Here is a 16604-nt window from a genome sequence, read left to right as displayed (position 1 = left end):
CATGAGGTTCGAGTATTTCGCAGTCCCGGACGACGAAACCGCAGCCCTGACCATCGACGGCGGCGAGATCGACGGCAGCGTCGGATCCCACGTCGTCGACCCCGCCTCGGTGCTGGGCCAGCTGGAGCGCCTGCTCGGTGGCCCGGTCGGGGACGACGGCCTGCGCAGCGCCCAGCTCGTGGCCGAGAGCCCGGACGGGGCCCGGCTCGTGATCCGGCTGTCCAACCACCTGGTGTCGCTGTTCGGGATGGTGCGCCCGACGACGCTGGACGACGTGGTCAAGCACTGGTCGCTGTCACGCCGGTTCCGCCGCGCGGACCCGGAGGACCTGAACGCCTTCGCCGCCGGGCTGAACCAGCTGTGCAAGGGCACCGGCAAGCGCGTCTACTGCCGCGCGACGGCGGACGAGGCCGAGCTCGCCGCCGCGCTGGCCCCGGCCGGAGTCGGTGCGGGCGCGGGCGGCGACCCGGACGAGCCGAGGCCCCTGCCGCGGCGGCGGTGACGGCTGATGTCGTCGCCGTTTCCAATTGACGGATAGTGTCGTCACTGCGACGCTATCCGTATGCAGATCGTGACTGTCGCCGAGGCTGCGGATCGCTTGCGCCTGTCTGTGCGGCAGGTCCAGCGGCTCGCGCGGCTGGGCGACCTCGTGCCTATCGGTCCGGACCGGCTCGACTGGGAGTCGGTTCTGAGACACGAGGCAGCACGTCAGGGGCACGAGCGGCGAGCATGGGAAGAAGCGACGGCCTGGGCGGCGGTCGCACTTCTGGAACGCGTCGAGGCGACCTGGCTCGGCCAGGCGCAGCGTTCGCGATTGAAGAGTGAGCTTCGAAGGGCCACCGCCGAAGAGCTCGTTGCGCGGACCCGGAACCGGGCAACGGTTCATCGCCTCATGGGGCATCGTGCTGTCGTGGGCAGGCTTGACGGTGAGGTCATCGGTTCTGGCAGCGCCAAGGCGGTCGGCGATCTCACTGCCGCGACAGGTGAACAGGTCGACGGCTACGTCTCGGCGATTCGGTACGGCCAACTGATGGCGCGCTACCGCCTCCATGACGCGAGCGAGGGCGGAAACGTGACTCTTCGGGCGACTGGTTTCGACCTGGAGATCGTCTCTCGGATCGCAGAGCGAGGCGATGTCCTCGCCGGCCTTGACCTGGGTGCGTCCCTGGACACCCGGGAGCGGGCGGCCGGCGTGCGGGCGGTCGAGCTGGCGCTGGCGCGATTCCGGTGATCGCCGAGCGGAGTGTCATAGACGTAGCAACGCCGGCCGGGGGGTGGGTGTATCCGTGGCCGAACGTCGCCCGAGATCGCGGCAGAGCTTCCGCACCCGCACTGGACCCTGATCGGTGGTCTGATGGTGCAGCTGCATGCCATCAACGGTGGGCTTGCCGCCATGCGTCCCACCAACGACGTCGACATCGTGGTCCATGTCGAGACCGGCCGGGGGCGGCCCAGGGCGACTGCGCACGTCTTGACCGGTCTGGGCTATGAGATTCAGCCCGAGCACAATCGGCGGGAATCCGTGGCGCACCGGTTTCGCCGTGACCGGGACACGGTCGACGTCGTGGTTGCCGATCACGCTGCCCCGCGCGTACTTGAGCCGATGGCCGGTAACGGCATGGTGCCGATCGAGGGTGGCACTCAGGCGCTGAGGCGCACGGTCAACGCACGTCTTGAGATCGGCGTTCGTATGCCTGGGTTTCAGGCGGTCGACGTAGTGCGATGGCGCGGTGACGGTCACCCGGCCGATCTATTCGCTTCCGCGAGTCCGGGAGCTCTCCTAGGCTCCGGAAGCGTGAGCCCCTTCGAGACCTTCCGCCACCTGCCGCACCGCGAGGCCGCCGGACGCCTGCTCGCCGACGGCTGGAACGTGTGCGGCCTCGGGGACTGGGCGACGGTCTGGCGCTCGCCCGACGGGACGCAGGTCGCAAGGGTCAGTCCGTTCGAGCCCGCCTACGAGGTCTTCGTGAACCTGTGCCGCGGCCTCGAGGGGCATCCGCTGCTGCCGCGGATCGACTTCGACGCCCCGTTGCCTGGCGGCGGCCGCCTCACGGTGATGGAGTTCCTGCTGCCGGTCGACCCGGCCGTGGCGGACGGCGTCGTCGAGCGGTGGGCTGCCGGCCAGCCGGACGACCCGATCAGCGAGGTCCGCCGGAGGGCCGAACAGCTCGACGCCGAAGCGGCGACGTCGATCCCGTTCTGGGGTGGGCTCGACCACAACCCGGGCAACGTCATGAAGAACGCCTCCGGCGAGATCAAGCTCGTCGACCTGTTCTACGCCGCCGGCCTGGAGATCTACCGGGTCCTGCTGGAGGACCCGGCGAAGATCGCCGAGGCCTTCGCAGCAGACCGGCGCCAGGACCTCTGCGATATCGCGGCGGTCGCCCGGAGTTCGGCGCCGGACGAGCTGGCGGCACTACGAGCCGCGGCGGACGGCATCGCGTGAGCGCCGCCCCGAGACCTCGGTCAGACCTGCCGCGGCAGGGTGAGGATCTCGGCTCCGTCGTCGGTGATGGCGATCGTGTGCTCGCTGTGCGCCGTCCGGCTGCCGGTCGCGCTGCGGAGCGTCCACCCGTCGGCGTCGGTGACGAGCTCGTCGGTGTCCGCCATGACCCACGGCTCCAGCGCGAGCAGGAGCCCGGGGCGTAGCCGGTACCCACGGCCGGGCCGCCCGGTGTTCGCGATGTGCGGGTCCTGGTGCATCGTCGATCCGATGCCGTGGCCCCCGAACTCGGTGTTGACCGGGTACCCCGCCTCGCTGAGGACGGTGCCGATGGCATGGGAGATGTCGCCGACGCGCGCCCCGGGGCCGGCGGCGGCGATCCCCGCGCGCAGGGCGCGCTCGGTCGTGTCGATCATGGCCACGCTCTCCGCGGGCCTGCTGGTGCCCACGATGAAGCTGATGGCGGAGTCCGCGGCTACTCCGCCCTGGGAGACGGCGAGGTCGAGGGTCAGCAGGTCGCCGTCGGCGAGCGCGTAGTCGTGCGGCATCCCGTGGAGGACGGCGTCGTTGACGGCCGTGCAGACGTAGTGGCCGAACGGCCCGCGGCCGAAGGACGGCGCGTAGTCGACGTAGCACGACTGCGCGCCGGCCTCGGCGATCATGGCCTTGGTCCACCGGTCGATGTCCAGGAGGTTCGTGCCGACCGTACTGCGGCCCTTCAGGGTCTGCAGGATGTGCGCGACCAGGGCGCCCGTGTCCTTCGCCCGGGCCAGCTCCGTGCGGTTCAAGATCTCGATCATGCGGGCACCTCTCTCATGCGACCAATAACTATCCCGGCCATGTTATCCCGGTATTAGTATTGGGTCATGGTCCGCTTGCCCCTCACCCCCGCCGAACTCGAACGTGGACAGCGCCTCGGCGCCCTGCTGCGCCGCGCGCGGGGCGAACGCTCGATGCTCGAGATCGCGCTCGACGCACGCGTGTCACCGGAGACCCTCCGGAAGATCGAGTCGGGCCGGGTGGCCACACCGGCCTTCCCTACCATCGCGGCGATCGCCGACGTCCTCGGCCTCTCGCTCGACGCGGTCTGGGCCGAGATCAGCCGGCCCGACGGCGGCGTCGAGCCTGCGCGCTCGGCTCGCGAGGCGCGTGCGCGGTTGGTCTCGTAGGCCATCCGCCCGTGGCCGTCCCTGCGCCTGCCGGGGCAGGTGGGTGAGCCCGGCTCTGGGCTGAGGGTCAGGACGGCCGGCGATCGCCCCGTGAGTTCCCGAGCCGGTCGAGCAGCTCGCCGAGCAGCGCCTGCTCTCCCGCGGTCAGCAGCCCGCCGGTCTGCCCGAGGGCGGCCTTGAGCGCCGTGGCGTGCTGCGGATACCTGGGAGCGCTCGGCGGTGCGTCACCCGTGACCGCGTGGAGGACGGCCTCCCGCAGCCGGCCGGGCAGCTCCGGGTCGCGCTCGCCGGGCGCCGTCCCGATGAGGTGGAAGGTGAGGCCGCTGCCCGCGGAGTGGATCATCGCGGCGGCGGTCCGAACGGTGACCGCCAGGCGGCCCGCCGCGGCGACGCGCTCGACGAGCAGGTGCAGCCGGTCGGCCGAGCGCTGGGCGGCTGCCGACGTCTCGCCCGGAGTGCGCTTGCCGTACATGAGCAGGTAGTGGGCCGGGTGGGTGAGGCCGAACTCGACGTGGAGGTCCCAGCCGTTGCGCAGGTCCTGGACGGGGTCGTCCGTGAGGTCGACGCCGTGCTTCTGGGCGAGGTACGTGTCGAAGCCCTGCGCAGCCACTGCCTCCAGCAGGCCGTTCATGTCGGTGAACTGCCGGTAGATGGTCGGCGGCTGGACCCCGGCCGCGTGACTCACCGCGCGCGTGGTGACGCCGTCGCGCCCGTGCTCCTCCAGCAGGCCTGCTGCCGCGTCGAGGATCCGTTGCCGGGTGCTGGTGGGCTCGCTCATGTATCAACGATAACGCAGATTTGATATCGACACTTGCTTGCGAGCGATAACAGAGTTAGCGTTACCGGCGATAACACTTCGACGGAGGGAACGCCCGTGTTCAACGCAACGCGTACCGCCCTGGTGGCAGCCGCCGCCACGGCGTCCTTGGCAGTTCTGATGACCGCCGGGTGCGGTGGACCGACGTCCGCCCCGGGTGGAGAGGCCGGTCAGGCAGGCGCGGCCGGCGACGAGGCGCGGACGCCGGACCAGGCGGGGGATGCGGCACCTGCCGCCGGTCCTGGCGAGCTGACCGAGCTCACGACAGGGCTGGAGGCACCCTGGGGGCTGGCCTTCCTCCCGGACGGGTCGGCCCTGCTCACCGAGCGGCTGACGGCCAGGGTGCTGCGGGTGCCGGCCGACGGTGGACCGCCGCAGGAGGTCGGCGTGGTCCCCGACGTGGAGACCAGCTCGGAGGGCGGCCTGCTCGGCCTGGTGGTGTCGCCCGACTTCGCGACCGACCGCACGGTGTTCGCCTACGCCTCCGGCTCGCCGACCAACAGGGTGGTCGCCCTGGAGATCGGGCCTGACTTCGACTCGCTGGACGTCTCGCGGGTGCTGCTCGACGGCATCGAGACCGCCGACCGGCACCACGGCGGCCGCCTGCGGATAGGACCGGACGGCCACCTCTGGATCGGCACCGGCGACGCGTTCCTGCCTGAGAACGCCGCGGACGACAGGTCGCTGAACGGCAAGATCCTGCGGGTCGCGCTCGACGGCTCGATCCCGGAGGACAACCCGTCAGGGACCGCCGTCTACTCCTCGGGCCACCGCAACGTCCAGGGCATCACGTTCGGTCCGGACGGGACGGCGTACGCCTCGGAGCTCGGGCACCGCACCTGGGACGAGGTCAACGTGCTGCGTCCCGGCGCGGACTACGGCTGGCCGCAGACGGAGGGCGTCGCAGGGGACACCGGTGAGCCGCCCCTGTTCACCATCCATCCCGACGACGCGTCGCCGTCGGGCATCGCCTACGCCGACGGAGCTCTCTGGATGGGCGCCCTGGGCGGCCAGCGCCTGTGGCAGCTGCCCGTGGACGGACCCGAAGCGACCGGGGACCCGATCGAGCACTACACCGGCGAGCACGGCCGCATCCGCACCGTCGAGGTCGCGCCCGACGGCGCGCTCTGGCTGGTCACCTCCAACACCGACGGCGCGACGTGGGGCGGCACGGAGGCCAGGCCGGGTGACGACAGGATCCTCCGGCTCGAGCTCGGCCCCACCGACTGACCGCCACCGACTCATCAATCCTCGGACCAAGGAGCACACCATGAGCAGCACACCCCGGGTCGCCGTCGTCACCGGCGGATCGCGCGGCATCGGCCGCGCCGTCACACGCCGCCTGGCCGCCGACGGGTACGACGTCGCGATCGTCTACACCGCCGACCACCATGAGGCGGTCGCCTCGGTCAAGGAGATCGAGGCCGTCGGCGGCACCGGCAGGGCCTACCAGGCGGACATCGCCGACGCGCCCGTGATCGAGCGGGTCTTCGAGTCGGTCGAGGAGCGGTTCGGCGGTATCGACGTCGTGATCAACGCCGCGGGGATCATGCCGCTGGCCCCCGTGTCCGCGCTCGACCTCGACATCCTGGACCGCCTGCTGCGCACCAACGTCCGCGGGACCTTCGTCATCGCCCAGCAGGCGGCCAGGAGGGTGCGCGCAGGCGGCGCCATCGTCGCGTTCTCGACCACCGTGACCCGCACCCACCTGCCGACCTACGGCGCCTACGCCGCCACCAAGGGCGCCGTCGAGGCGCTGGTCCCGATCCTGGCGAAGGAGCTCGCCGGCAACGACATCACCGTCAACGCCGTCGCTCCTGGACCGACCGCGACGGAGCTGTTCTTCGAGGGAAAGTCCCAGGAGGTCGTCGACCGCATCGTCGGCGCCCACCCGAGGGGGCGGCTCGGCACGCCCGAGGACGTCGCCGAGGTCGTCGCGACCCTCGCCGGTCCCGCCCGGTGGATCAACGGGCAGACGGTGTTCGTCAACGGCGGCCTCGCGTGAGTGGCCACGGCGCACCCTGACGGGCGGCCCGCGCCCTCATCGCTGGGCTGCCGGGCGCACGATGATCTCGTTCACATCGACATCGGCGGGCTGGCCGATCGCGAACGAGATGGCGCGGGCGATCGCGTCCGCCGGGATCACATTGCGCCGATAGGTCTGCATCGCGTCCCGTGCGAGGGGGTCCGAGATGTGCTGGGCGAGCTCGCTCTCGACCACGCCCGGCGTGATCGTGGTGGCCCGGATGCTCGGGTCCGACTCGAGCCGGAGGCCCTCGGTGATCGCCCACGCCGCGAACTTGGTGGCGGAGTAGACGGCCGACGTCGGGACCACCTCGTGCGCACCGACCGACGCGACCGTGACGACGTGCCCGCCGCCCTGCCGCTGGAGGTGCGGCAGCACCGCGGCGATGCCGTGGAGCAGACCCTTGACGTTGACCTCGATCATCCGGTCCCACTCGTCCACGAGGAGGGCGTCGAGCCGGGACAGCGGCATGATCCCGGCGTTGTTCACCATGACGTCGATGCGCCCGTGCTCCTCGACGACGTGGTCCACGACGGCATGCACGTCGTCGCGGACGGTCACGTCGAGCCGGTGGGCGCTCGCCCGGCCGCCGTCCGCCCGGATCTTCTCCACCAGTGCCTGGAGGCGGTCCGTCCGGCGGGCACCGAGGGCCACGTGATGGCCCTCCGCCGCGAGCCGGACCGCCGTGGCCTCGCCGATGCCGCTGCTCGCACCGGTCACGAGGACGATCTTCGCGGTGCTGTTCCGGGTGTTCGTCTCTGTGGTCATGGATCCAGGCTGCGGCGCCGCGGCGCGCCAAGGAAGGGCGCCCTCCTCCTGGGTGCAGCGCACCCTGGACAGGCGCGGTGGGGCGGGTAGCGTCGAAGGCATGACCGCATCACCGCTCGGCGACTACCTACGCGGCCGGCGCGCCCAGCTGACACCGGAGACGCTCGGGCTGCCCGTCTACGGGAGGCGCCGCGTCGTCGGCCTGCGGCGTGAAGAGGTGGCCATGCTGACCGGCGTCAGCGTCGACTACTACGTCCGGCTGGAGCAGGGCCGGGAGGTGAGCCCGTCGCCACAGGTCCTGGACTCGCTCGGCGAGGTGCTGCGCCTGGACGACGACGGCAGGCAGCACCTGTACCGCCTGGCCGGCCTCAGCCCCCGCCCGGCGTCCCCTGCCGCGGTCGAAGAGGCGGACAGCTCGCTGCTGGAGCTCCTGCTCTCCTGGCAGGACAGCCCGGCGCTCGTGTTCGGCCGCGCGTTCGACGTGCTCGCGAGCAACCCGCTCGCTGAGGCGCTCTTCGGTGGGTTCCCGTTCTCACGGAACCTGACCCGCACGACCTTCCTCGACCCGGGTGCCCGGACCTTCTATCCCGACTGGCACGTCGTCGCCGAGAACACGGTCGCCGGACTCCGCCTGGCCGACGGGCTCACCCCGGGCAACCCGGTCATCCGCCGGGTCGTCGACGAGCTGCAGGTCAAGAGCCCGGACTTCGCGCGGATGTGGGAGCAGCACGACGCCCGCGGCAAACGCCTGACCAGCAAACGATTCCGGCACCCGGAGGTCGGCCACCTGGAGCTGGCCGTGCACGTGTTCGACGTCAGGGGAGCGCCCGGCCAGGAGCTCGTCGTCTACCACGCGCCTGCCGGCTCGCCTGCCGCCGAGTCACTGGCCCTGCTCGGCACGATCGCCGCGACGAGAGCGGTCGGCTGATGCCGTCCGATTCTGTCATTCTTGACCCGTGACAGATCGGATCCCCACCGGTGTGCCCAACCGGCCGGGGCCTAGGCCCAGGGTTGCCGTCCCGTACCCGCGCTTGTCGCCGGGACTGCGGAGCTACTTCGCGACAGAGGGCGGCGGAGCGACCCTCCTGCTCGCGGCGTCGGCCATCGCCCTGGTCTGGGCGAACGTGGCGGGCGGCTCGTACCACGACCTCTGGGAGACGCCGGTCAACCTCACGGTCGGCACCTGGGAGCTGCATCTCTCCCTGCACCACTGGGTGAACGACTTCCTCATGGCCGTGTTCTTCTTCGTGGTCGGCGTCGAGGTCAACCGCGAGCTCACTGTCGGTGAGCTGCGCACCTTCCGCGCGGCGTCCGTGCCGCTCTTCGGGGCGATCGGCGGCCTGGCCGTCCCGATCGGGCTGTACCTGCTGCTCAACCCGTCCGGCCCGGACATGTCCGGCTGGGGCCTGCCGATGTCCACGGACACGGCGTTCGTCATCGGCGTGCTGGCGCTGGCCGGGCCGCGCTGCCCGGACCAGCTCCGCGTCTTCCTGCTGACGCTGGCGATCTTCGACGACATCGGGGCTATCGCCCTGCTCGGCATCTTCTACTCCGACGCGATCTCCGTGGGAGCGCTGGTGCTCGCTGCGCTGCTCGCGGCAGTGCTGTTCGCGATGCGCTGGATCGGCGTCTGGCAGATTCCCCCGTACCTGCTGGTCGGCCTGATCCTGTGGGTGACGGTGCTCGAGTCCGGGCTGCACCCGACTCTCGCGGGCGTCGTCGTCGGGCTCTCGGTCCCGACCGTCCGGCGCGGGCACGACGAGGAGGCGCGGCGACATCTCGGGTTCTACGGGCGTGCGCTCATGGAGGAGTTCGATCCCACCCGCTCGCGCCTCGCCGTCAGCGCCGCGCGGTCGGCGGTCCCCACGAGCGACCGCATCCTCGACGCGCTCCACCCGGTGAGCTCGTACTTCGTCGTGCCGGTGTTCGGGCTGGCCAACGCGGGCGTGGTGCTGTCGGGGGAGTCGATCAGCGCCGCCATGACCAGTCCGGTCACGCTCGGTGTACTGGTGGGCCTGGTGCTCGGCAAGGGGATCGGCGTCTTCGTCGGAGCCATGATCGCGCTCGTGACCGGGCTGGGCACCCTGCCCGGCCAGGTGCGTTACGGGCACCTCGCCGGCGGCGCGTTCCTGTGCGGCATCGGCTTCACCATCGCGCTGTTCGTCAGCGAGCTCGCCTTCGACGACGACGCGCTGATCAACGAGGCCAAGGTAGGCATCATCGTCGGGTCGATCCTGTCCGGCGTCATCGGCGTGGTGATCCTCCGGTACTTCGGCGAACGCTTTCCGCTGTGCTCGCCGAACGAGGCCAGTGGTCCGCCGCCGCTCCCCGAGGGGGCCTGGCGCCAGCCGGCGTGACGTCGCAGGTGAGTTCGGTCGCTTGCATTCCCAGATCAGTGAGATCGGTCCGTTGGTATGAGATCGGTCAATCAATGGACCGATCTCGTACCAACGGACCGAACTCACTGAGTTCGGTCGAACGTCCGACCGAACTCACTGATCTCGTCCGCCCGCAGGGATCCGTCAGTTCGCGAGGAACTCCGTCAGGGCCTGCAGGTGAGCTCCGACCGGCCCAGCCGTCAGGACGCCGCTGCCCGCCGCCACCTCGTCCGCGGCCGGGGTGAGCGCTGTGCGGGCACGCTCGGCGATCCGCCGGTCACCCACCGCGACGGCCGCCCGCCCGGCCAGGATCCACAGCACCTCGGTGAGCAGGCCGGGCGGAGGGTCGGAGACATGGCGGACGGCGGCCGCCGCCTCGGCGTCCATCCCGCCGGCCAGGAGCAGGTGCGGGCGGGCCCACGGTTCGTAGGGGCCCCAGCCGCCGCCATCGGAAGCACGGCCACCGCCGTCGACCGCACCATCGGCCGGCCCGTGTCCGTCGTCGGCGGGCAGCCCGTGCCAGACGCGCAGCGCGAGCACCGCGAGGGGGAGCAGGCCGTCCGCGAACCCCGGCATCCCGGATCCGTCGAGGGTCGCAGCGGCCTGCCGGTAGGCGCGCTCGGCGGCGTCCGCCGGGGCGCCGGACGCCGCCGTCCGCAGCGCCGCGAACCATCGCGTGAACACCTCGACCAGGGGCCGCTCGTGCCGTCGGCCGAGCCCGGCGGCGGCGTCCGCGTGCTGCTGCGCCGCGTCCCACCGGCCGAGCGCGGACAGGGCCTGCATCCGCACCAGGTGCCCGAGGACCTCGAAGGTGGACAGCCCGTGCCGGGCGGCCAGGTCGACCAGCTCCGCGCCGATCGCGTCGCGGTCCCCGGCCGGCCCCGCGCCGTCGAAGGCCGTCAGGTACCGGCCGGCCAGGGCGAACGCCAGCGCTGCCGGGTCACCGGACTGCCTGGCGAGCGTCTCGGCCCGGCGGGCAGCCTCCGGACCGCGTGGCCCGGGCAGGCCGCGCGACTCGACGGCGACCGTCGCGAGGAGCCTGGAGCGGACGGCGTCGGGTGCGTCGGCGGGGAGGGCGTCCAGCGTGCGCTCCGCCGCGGCGACCACCTCGGCGGCGAGCTCCGCGTCGTCGGACCGGGTCCAGGCTCCGGGTACGTCGAACGCGCCGATCACCCGGGCGGTGAGCTCCGGGTCGCCGAGCTGCTCCGCGGCGCGGACGGCGGCCACCCGCTGGGACCGGGCCGCGGCAAGACCGGCACCACCGGTCAGCGCAAGGGCGCGCAGGAGGGTCGCCGTGGACTCCAGCCGGGAGCGCGCGCCGGCCGCGACGACGCGCTCGTAGGCGGTCGTGCTGTCCCGCCAGACGTCGTCCGGCGTGGCTGCGGCACCCGCATCCACCTGGTGCCGCAGCACCTGGGTCTCGAGCTCCGCGAGCCGCCGGCCCGGGTCGACGCCGAGCTCGCCGGCGAGCATCGTGCGCGCCCGCCGCAGCACCGCGAGCGACTCCGCCTGCCGACCCGACCGGTACAGCGCGAGCGCGAGCAGGCGCCACGACTCCTCCCGCCACGGGTGCTCGGCCACGTGCGCGTCGAGGCCCGGCACGACGTCGGCAGCGGCACCGAGCGAGATCCGCGCCTCGGCCCGGCGTTCCGTGGCGACGAGCCGCAGCTCGGCCAGCCGGGCCCGTTCGGCGACCGCCCACGGCTGGTCCAGCGCGGCGTAAGGAGTCCCGCGCCAGATCTCGAACGCACGGTCGAGGGCGGCCTGCGCGGGAGCGGGTGCCAGGTCGCGCGCGTCGGATACCGCGGCCTCGAACGACCAGGCGTCCACCTCGACGCCGCGCAGCGCGTATCCGGGGCCGTCGGTCACGAGCAGCCGGGCCGGGGTGCGCGCCGTCCGCCCTGGCTCGATACCTCGGCGCAGAGCAGCGACGAACGTGCGCAGCGTGACCAGCGCACCCCGCGGCGGGTCCTCCCACAGATCCTCGACCAGCCGTCCGGTGGTCACGACGCGCCCGCGGGCGACCACCAGCCGCGCGAGCACCGCCCGTTGGCGCGGGCCGCCCAGAGCGGCCTCCGTGCCGTCGACCCAGGCGGTGACGGGCCCGAGCACCCCGACGCGCACCGGGGCCGGCCGGGCCGGCCGGGCGTCGGCGGGCGGGCCGGGTCGGCCGCCGGGCTCTGCACTCATCGCTTGCTCATCCACGTGCTGGAGATTCGGGGCATGACACCGACAATTCCTCAGTTCGACTACCAGCGCGTCGCCGTGGGCGACGTCGTCCTCAACGTAGCCGTCGGCGGGGCGGGCAGCCCGGTCGTCCTGCTGCACGGCTTCCCGCAGACGCACCTGATGTGGCGGCACGTCGCGGCGGACCTCGCGGGCGACCACACCGTCATCGTTCCCGACCTGCGCGGCTACGGTGCGAGCGACAAGCCCGCGGAGCACGACCGGTCCACCTATGCCAAGCGGACGATGGCCAAGGACGTCGTCGAGCTCGCCACGGCCCTCGGGCACGAGACGTTCGCGCTCGCCGGCCACGACCGCGGCGCGCTCGTCGCGGTCCGGGCCGGCCTGGACCACCCGGAACGCGTCACCCACCTGGCGGTGCTCGACGTGCTGCCGACCCTCGACATGTGGGACGTGCTGCACGGTGCGGACGCGGCCGTCGCGTTCCACCTGTACCTGATGGCGCAGCCGCCCGGTCTGCCCGAGCGGATGATCGAGGCCTCCGCCGACGCCTTCTTCGGGTTCTTCCTCGACGCCTGGGGCACGGGCACGGACGCGATCCCCGCCGAGGTCCGGGCGGAGTACCTGCGGGCCTCGCGTGCGGCGGTGCCGTCCATCGTGGCGGACTACCGCGCGTCGGCGGGGATCGACGTCGAGCACGACCGGGCGGACCGGGCGGCGGGGCGGCGCCTGGCGATGCCGGTCACGGTGCTCCAGCAGGACTGGGGCGCCGCCCTCGGGTACGACGCGGCGGGGCTGTGGTCCGCGTGGGCCACCGATCTCGAGCACCGCACCCTGGATGCCGGGCACTTCATGGCCGAGCAGGCTCCGAACGAGGTGGTCGCCCAGCTGCGCGCGCTGCTGGCGCGGTAGCCCGGCTCGCTACCGGCGGAAGCGCGACGCGCGCTTGCGCGACAGCCCCATCGTGTCCCGCAGGTCGGTGACCGTGACGCCGTCCGTGTACGGCTGGCCGTTGATGAACAGCGTGGGCGTGCCGTGCACGCCTGCGTCGATGCCGTCCTGGTAGTCCGTCCGGACGGCATCGGCGAACCGCTGGGCCGGGTCGCCGACCAGGGCGGTGGTGTCGAGGCCGAGCTGCTCCCCGTAGCGGACTATCGACGCGTCGTCGAGGCTGGCCTGGTTCTTGAACAGCAGGCCTGCCATGGGCCAGAAAGCTCCCTGGTGCCCCGCTGCCTCTGCCGCGAGGGCAGCGGTCAGTGCGAACGGGTGCGGCTCGAACAGGGGGAAGTGGCGCCATACCAGGCGCACCTGGCCCTCCGAACCGTTGACGAGATCGGCCAGCACGGGCTTGGCCGCCCCGCAGTACGGGCACTCGAAGTCGCCGAACTCCACGATCGTGAACGGTGCCTCGGGATTGCCGTAGGCCCAGCGGAACGCGAAGTCGCCGTCGTGCGGGCCGCTCTGCAGGGGGAACGGGGTTGCTTCTCGCGTAGCGCCGTCGGATTCGTCGGTCGTCATGACTCAATCGTCCCATCGGTCGATCGCCGGTGTGCGGGTGTCGTCACCGGTCGAGCCGACCGGTGGCGCCGTCGATCAGGGTCTCCGCGGCGGCCCGCGCCTGGTGGGCGGCGTCCGGGCTGCCCGAGATGGCGGCGGTGGTCTGCGCCCCCTCGGCGAGGATCGCAAGCTGGGGCGCCAGGGCAGGGGGTGCGCCGGCGTCGGCCACGAGGCGGGCGACGTACTCCTGGAACGTGCGCTTCTGCTCGCGGACGGCGTCCACGACGGCAGAGGACGACGCGCCGAGCTCACCGTGGGCGTTGATGAACGCGCACCCGCGGAAGTCCGGCTCCCGGAACCAGGCGTCGAGAAAGTCGAAGATGGCCAGGATGCGCTCGCGCGCCGACGTCGCCCGCTCGGACGTGGTGGCGAGCCCGGCGTCCCAGATCGTGGTGCGATGGTGCAGCACGGCGACGATGAGCTCGTCCTTGGACGCGAAGAGCGAGTAGATGCGTTTGAGCGACACGCCTGCCGCCGTCCGTACCGCGTCCATGCCGACGGCCTGGACGCCGCGCGTGTAGAAGAGCTCGTCCGCCGCCCGGATCACGGCCTCACGTGCGGTCTTCTCGTCGATCATCCGATCTCACCCCATCTTTCGCTCCGCACGACTTGCGCGGAGAACGATCGTTCTCTACTGTACCGGATATCGGCAGAGAACGACCGTTCTCCACCGGGCGCGGACCACGAAGGGGCAGATCATGGGTTACATCACCGTCGACACCGAGAACAGCACCACCACGGAGCTCTACTACGAGGACCACGGCTCGGGCCAGCCGGTCGTCCTCATCCACGGCTACCCGCTGGACGGCAACAGCTGGGAGCGCCAGTCCCGCGAGCTGATCGCCGCGGGCTACCGGGTCATCACCTACGACCGCCGCGGGTTCGGGCAGTCGAGCAAGGCCGGGGCCGGCTACGACTACGACACGTTCGCCGCCGACCTGAACACCGTGCTGAACACCCTCGACCTGCGCGACGTCATCCTGGTCGGCTTCTCGATGGGTACCGGCGAGCTGGCCCGGTACGTGAAGAACCATGGGCACGAGCGGGTCGCCAAGCTCGCGTTCCTCGCCTCGCTCGAGCCGTTCCTCGTGGCGGGCGACGACAACCCGACCGGTGTGCCGCAGTCCGTCTTCGACGGGATCGAGGAGGCGGCCCGTGCCGACCGCTTCGCCTGGTTCACGAACTTCTACCAGGACTTCTACAACCTGGACGAGAACCTCGGCAGCCGGATCAGCCAGGAGGTCGTCACGGCCAGCTGGAACACGGCGACGCGGAGCGCCCCGGTCGCGGCGTACGCCGTCGTCTCGGCCTGGATCGAGGACTTCCGGGCCGACGTCGAGGCAGTCCGTGCCGCGGGCAAGCCGTCCCTGATCCTGCACGGGACCAAGGACAACATCCTCCCGATCGACGCGACGGCCCGCCCGTTCCACAAGGCGTTCCCCGAGGCCGAGTACGTCGAGATCGAGGGTGCGCCGCACGGCCTGCTCTGGACCCACGCGGCCGAGGTCAACGAGGCGCTCCTGGCGTTCGTCAAGGCCTGACGCGGAGCGGGCGGGCAGTTAGCCAGCCGGCCCGGTGCGTGTGTTCGGCAGAAGGTCAGGTGTTCGGCAGCCCCGGGTTGCCGAACACCTGACCTTCTGCCGAACACACGTATCCGGGGGTGGCCAGATCCGTCCGGGTTGCGACCCGATCCGGCCTCCCGCATGCGCGGCGCCGGACACAGACTGGGGTCATGAACCGAGCACTGATCGTCGTCGACGTCCAGGAGTCCTTCCGTGCCCGCCCCCAGTGGGCCGACACGCTCAACCCCACCGTCGCCGAGCCCGTCAACCGGCTGGTCGGCGTCGCTCGCGCGGCCGGTGACCTGATCGTGTGGGTGCTGCACACCGAGCCAGGCACGGGCAACGCGTTCGACCCCGAGTCCGGCCACGTCCGGTTCTTCGAGGAGCTGAGCGAGCCCCGCCCCGATGAGCCCGTCCTCCGCAAGACCTCGCACAACGCGTTCACCACGACCAACCTGCAGCAGGTCCTCACCAGCCACGGCGTGGGCGAGCTGTGGGTCTGTGGCATCCGGGCCGAGCAGTGCGTGGAGACCACGACGCGCGTCGGCTCGGACCTCGGCTACGACATGACGTTCGTCAGCGACGCGACCAGCACGGACCCGCTGGGCCGGTTCAGTGCCGCCGACATCCTGGAGCGCACCGAGGCGGTCCTCCGTGACCGGTTCGCGCGGATCGCCACCGTCGCGACGCTCGAGGCGGAGGCCGCCTCCCGTGCTGAGGTGGCACCATCGCCGGTGTGACCACTGTCGTCCTCCTGCTCCTGCCCGGGGTCCACCTGCTCGACCTGGCGGGCCCCGCGCAGGCGTTCTTCACGGCGGGCGACTTCGGCCACCCCTACGACCTGCGGTACGTCTCCGGCGTACCGGCAGGCGACCGCTCCGCGCCCGACGCCGGCGTGGTCGCCTCGGCGCAGGGCCTCCCGCTCGTCGCGGTTACCGACTGGCCGACGTTGGGGCCGGACGACCTCGTCGTCGTCCCCGGCTGGCGCGTGGGGAACGACCCGGCGGCCTGGCCGCACGTGACCGAGCCGGTACGGGAGCGCCTCCGCGAGCACCACGCGGCGGGCGGCACGACGGCGAGCGTGTGCGCGGGCGCCGACGCGCTCGGCCAGGCCGGACTGCTCGACGGCCGGCGGTGCACCACGCACCACGCCGTCCAGGACGACCTCGCGGCCCGGTACCCCCGGGCGCACGTCGTGCGGGACGTCCTGTTCACCACGGACGGCGGCGTGGTGACGTCGGCGGGCATCGCCAGCGGCATCGACCTGTCGCTGCACCTGCTGGCCATGCGGCACGGCCCGGCGCTCGCCGCGCGGGTGGCACGGGAGATGGTCGTGTACGCCCGGAGGAACGGGACGGAACCGCAGGCCAGCGCCATGCTGCGGCACCGGTCGCACGTCGACGACACGGTCCACCGCGTGCAGAACCACATCGACACGCACTTCGCGCGCACGCTGCCGCTCACCGACCTGGCCAGGCACGCCGGCGTCGCCGAGCGCACCCTGACGAGGCTGTTCACCCGGGCGGCCGGGGTGACGCCCCTGCGCTACCAGCAGCTGCTGCGGCTGGAGCGGGCCGAGCACCTCATCGGTCACGGGGCCACCGTCGAGTCCGCGGCCCGGACCGTCGGCTTCCAGGACCCGCGCATGCTCCGCCGCCTCCGGAACACGCCCCACCCATAGCCAGCGCTCAACGGGC

General features: G+C 72.1%; 19 protein-coding genes. 12 read left to right on the top strand and 7 right to left on the bottom strand.

All coding sequences use genetic code 11. From position 1 onward, the window contains the following. Position 1 precedes the first annotated feature (1 nt). Both ACFS27_RS25955 and ACFS27_RS25950 read left to right on the top strand, forming a co-directional pair. The gene (locus ACFS27_RS25955) at positions 2-502 is read left to right on the top strand and encodes a hypothetical protein (protein WP_377189630.1); all 501 of its coding nucleotides are present in this window, start codon (positions 2-4) and stop codon (positions 500-502) included. Positions 503-562: 60 nt separating this feature from the next. Beyond that, positions 563-1231 (top strand): hypothetical protein, encoded by a 669-nt coding sequence (locus ACFS27_RS25950; RefSeq protein WP_377189627.1) that lies wholly within the window; start codon positions 563-565, stop codon positions 1229-1231. Between the two features lie 15 nt (positions 1232-1246). Here ACFS27_RS25950 and ACFS27_RS25945 read toward each other — a convergent pair whose 3' ends face one another. Continuing rightward, complete coding sequence (locus ACFS27_RS25945; RefSeq protein ID WP_377189624.1) at positions 1247-1741, bottom strand: hypothetical protein; 495 nt, start codon at positions 1739-1741, stop codon at positions 1247-1249. A gap of 54 nt (positions 1742-1795) precedes the next feature. On the opposite strand from ACFS27_RS25945, the gene ACFS27_RS25940 reads away from it, so the two are divergent. Then, positions 1796-2446: a hypothetical protein gene (locus ACFS27_RS25940; RefSeq protein WP_377189621.1), complete on the top strand. Its 651-nt coding sequence runs from the start codon at positions 1796-1798 to the stop codon at positions 2444-2446. Between the two features lie 20 nt (positions 2447-2466). On the opposite strand, the gene map is transcribed toward ACFS27_RS25940, so the two are convergent. After that, positions 2467-3243 carry a type I methionyl aminopeptidase gene (gene map, locus ACFS27_RS25935; RefSeq protein ID WP_377189618.1) on the bottom strand — a complete coding sequence of 259 codons (777 nt, stop codon included), beginning with the start codon at positions 3241-3243 and terminating at the stop codon, positions 2467-2469. Positions 3244-3309: 66 nt separating this feature from the next. Here map and ACFS27_RS25930 point away from each other — a divergent pair, with 66 nt between their 5' ends. Beyond that, positions 3310-3612: a helix-turn-helix domain-containing protein gene (locus ACFS27_RS25930; RefSeq protein WP_377189615.1), complete on the top strand. Its 303-nt coding sequence runs from the start codon at positions 3310-3312 to the stop codon at positions 3610-3612. A 67-nt stretch (positions 3613-3679) separates the two neighbouring features. On the opposite strand, the gene ACFS27_RS25925 is transcribed toward ACFS27_RS25930, so the two are convergent. Continuing rightward, the gene (locus ACFS27_RS25925) at positions 3680-4390 is read right to left on the bottom strand and encodes a TetR/AcrR family transcriptional regulator (RefSeq protein WP_377189612.1); all 711 of its coding nucleotides are present in this window, start codon (positions 4388-4390) and stop codon (positions 3680-3682) included. A gap of 96 nt (positions 4391-4486) precedes the next feature. On the opposite strand from ACFS27_RS25925, the gene ACFS27_RS25920 reads away from it, so the two are divergent. After that, a complete protein-coding gene (locus ACFS27_RS25920; protein ID WP_377189609.1) occupies positions 4487-5659 on the top strand; it encodes a PQQ-dependent sugar dehydrogenase in 1173 nt (390 codons plus the stop codon). Positions 5660-5699: 40 nt separating this feature from the next. Further along, positions 5700-6434 carry an SDR family oxidoreductase gene (locus ACFS27_RS25915; protein ID WP_377189606.1) on the top strand — a complete coding sequence of 245 codons (735 nt, stop codon included), beginning with the start codon at positions 5700-5702 and terminating at the stop codon, positions 6432-6434. A 36-nt stretch (positions 6435-6470) separates the two neighbouring features. On the opposite strand, the gene ACFS27_RS25910 is transcribed toward ACFS27_RS25915, so the two are convergent. Further along, positions 6471-7223 carry an SDR family oxidoreductase gene (locus ACFS27_RS25910; RefSeq protein WP_377189603.1) on the bottom strand — a complete coding sequence of 251 codons (753 nt, stop codon included), beginning with the start codon at positions 7221-7223 and terminating at the stop codon, positions 6471-6473. A gap of 100 nt (positions 7224-7323) precedes the next feature. Here ACFS27_RS25910 and ACFS27_RS25905 point away from each other — a divergent pair, with 100 nt between their 5' ends. Both ACFS27_RS25905 and nhaA read left to right on the top strand, forming a co-directional pair. Continuing rightward, positions 7324-8151, top strand: coding sequence for a helix-turn-helix transcriptional regulator (locus tag ACFS27_RS25905; protein ID WP_377189600.1), 828 nt, complete (start codon positions 7324-7326; stop codon positions 8149-8151). 28 nt (positions 8152-8179) lie between these two features. Continuing rightward, positions 8180-9580 (top strand): Na+/H+ antiporter NhaA, encoded by a 1401-nt coding sequence (nhaA, locus tag ACFS27_RS25900; protein WP_377189597.1) that lies wholly within the window; start codon positions 8180-8182, stop codon positions 9578-9580. 165 nt (positions 9581-9745) lie between these two features. Here nhaA and ACFS27_RS25895 read toward each other — a convergent pair whose 3' ends face one another. Next, positions 9746-11791, bottom strand: a complete 2046-nt coding sequence (locus ACFS27_RS25895) for a BTAD domain-containing putative transcriptional regulator (RefSeq protein WP_377189594.1) — start codon at positions 11789-11791, stop codon at positions 9746-9748. Positions 11792-11824: 33 nt separating this feature from the next. Here ACFS27_RS25895 and ACFS27_RS25890 point away from each other — a divergent pair, with 33 nt between their 5' ends. Continuing rightward, the gene (locus tag ACFS27_RS25890) at positions 11825-12700 is read left to right on the top strand and encodes an alpha/beta fold hydrolase (RefSeq protein WP_377189591.1); all 876 of its coding nucleotides are present in this window, start codon (positions 11825-11827) and stop codon (positions 12698-12700) included. 9 nt (positions 12701-12709) lie between these two features. On the opposite strand, the gene ACFS27_RS25885 is transcribed toward ACFS27_RS25890, so the two are convergent. Continuing rightward, positions 12710-13306, bottom strand: a complete 597-nt coding sequence (locus ACFS27_RS25885) for a DsbA family protein (RefSeq protein WP_377189588.1) — start codon at positions 13304-13306, stop codon at positions 12710-12712. Between the two features lie 43 nt (positions 13307-13349). After that, positions 13350-13922, bottom strand: a complete 573-nt coding sequence (locus tag ACFS27_RS25880; protein WP_377189585.1) for a TetR/AcrR family transcriptional regulator — start codon at positions 13920-13922, stop codon at positions 13350-13352. 121 nt (positions 13923-14043) lie between these two features. Between ACFS27_RS25880 and ACFS27_RS25875 the strand changes: the two genes are divergently transcribed. The 3 genes from ACFS27_RS25875 (at position 14044) to ACFS27_RS25865 (ending at position 16588) form a co-directional block, all read left to right on the top strand. Continuing rightward, positions 14044-14886: an alpha/beta fold hydrolase gene (locus tag ACFS27_RS25875; protein WP_377189582.1), complete on the top strand. Its 843-nt coding sequence runs from the start codon at positions 14044-14046 to the stop codon at positions 14884-14886. Between the two features lie 191 nt (positions 14887-15077). Beyond that, positions 15078-15647 (top strand): cysteine hydrolase family protein, encoded by a 570-nt coding sequence (locus ACFS27_RS25870; protein ID WP_377189579.1) that lies wholly within the window; start codon positions 15078-15080, stop codon positions 15645-15647. Further along, a complete protein-coding gene (locus ACFS27_RS25865; RefSeq protein ID WP_377189576.1) occupies positions 15644-16588 on the top strand; it encodes a GlxA family transcriptional regulator in 945 nt (314 codons plus the stop codon). The genes ACFS27_RS25870 and ACFS27_RS25865 overlap by 4 nt, the downstream gene beginning before the upstream one ends. The last annotated feature ends 16 nt before the right edge of the window (positions 16589-16604 follow it).

It is taken from the genome of Promicromonospora vindobonensis, assembly GCF_042685865.1.
GTDB lineage: Bacteria > Actinomycetota > Actinomycetes > Actinomycetales > Cellulomonadaceae > Promicromonospora > Promicromonospora vindobonensis.
The sequence above is the reverse complement of the archived record's forward strand: the minus strand, read 5'-3'. Positions and strand labels throughout refer to the sequence as shown.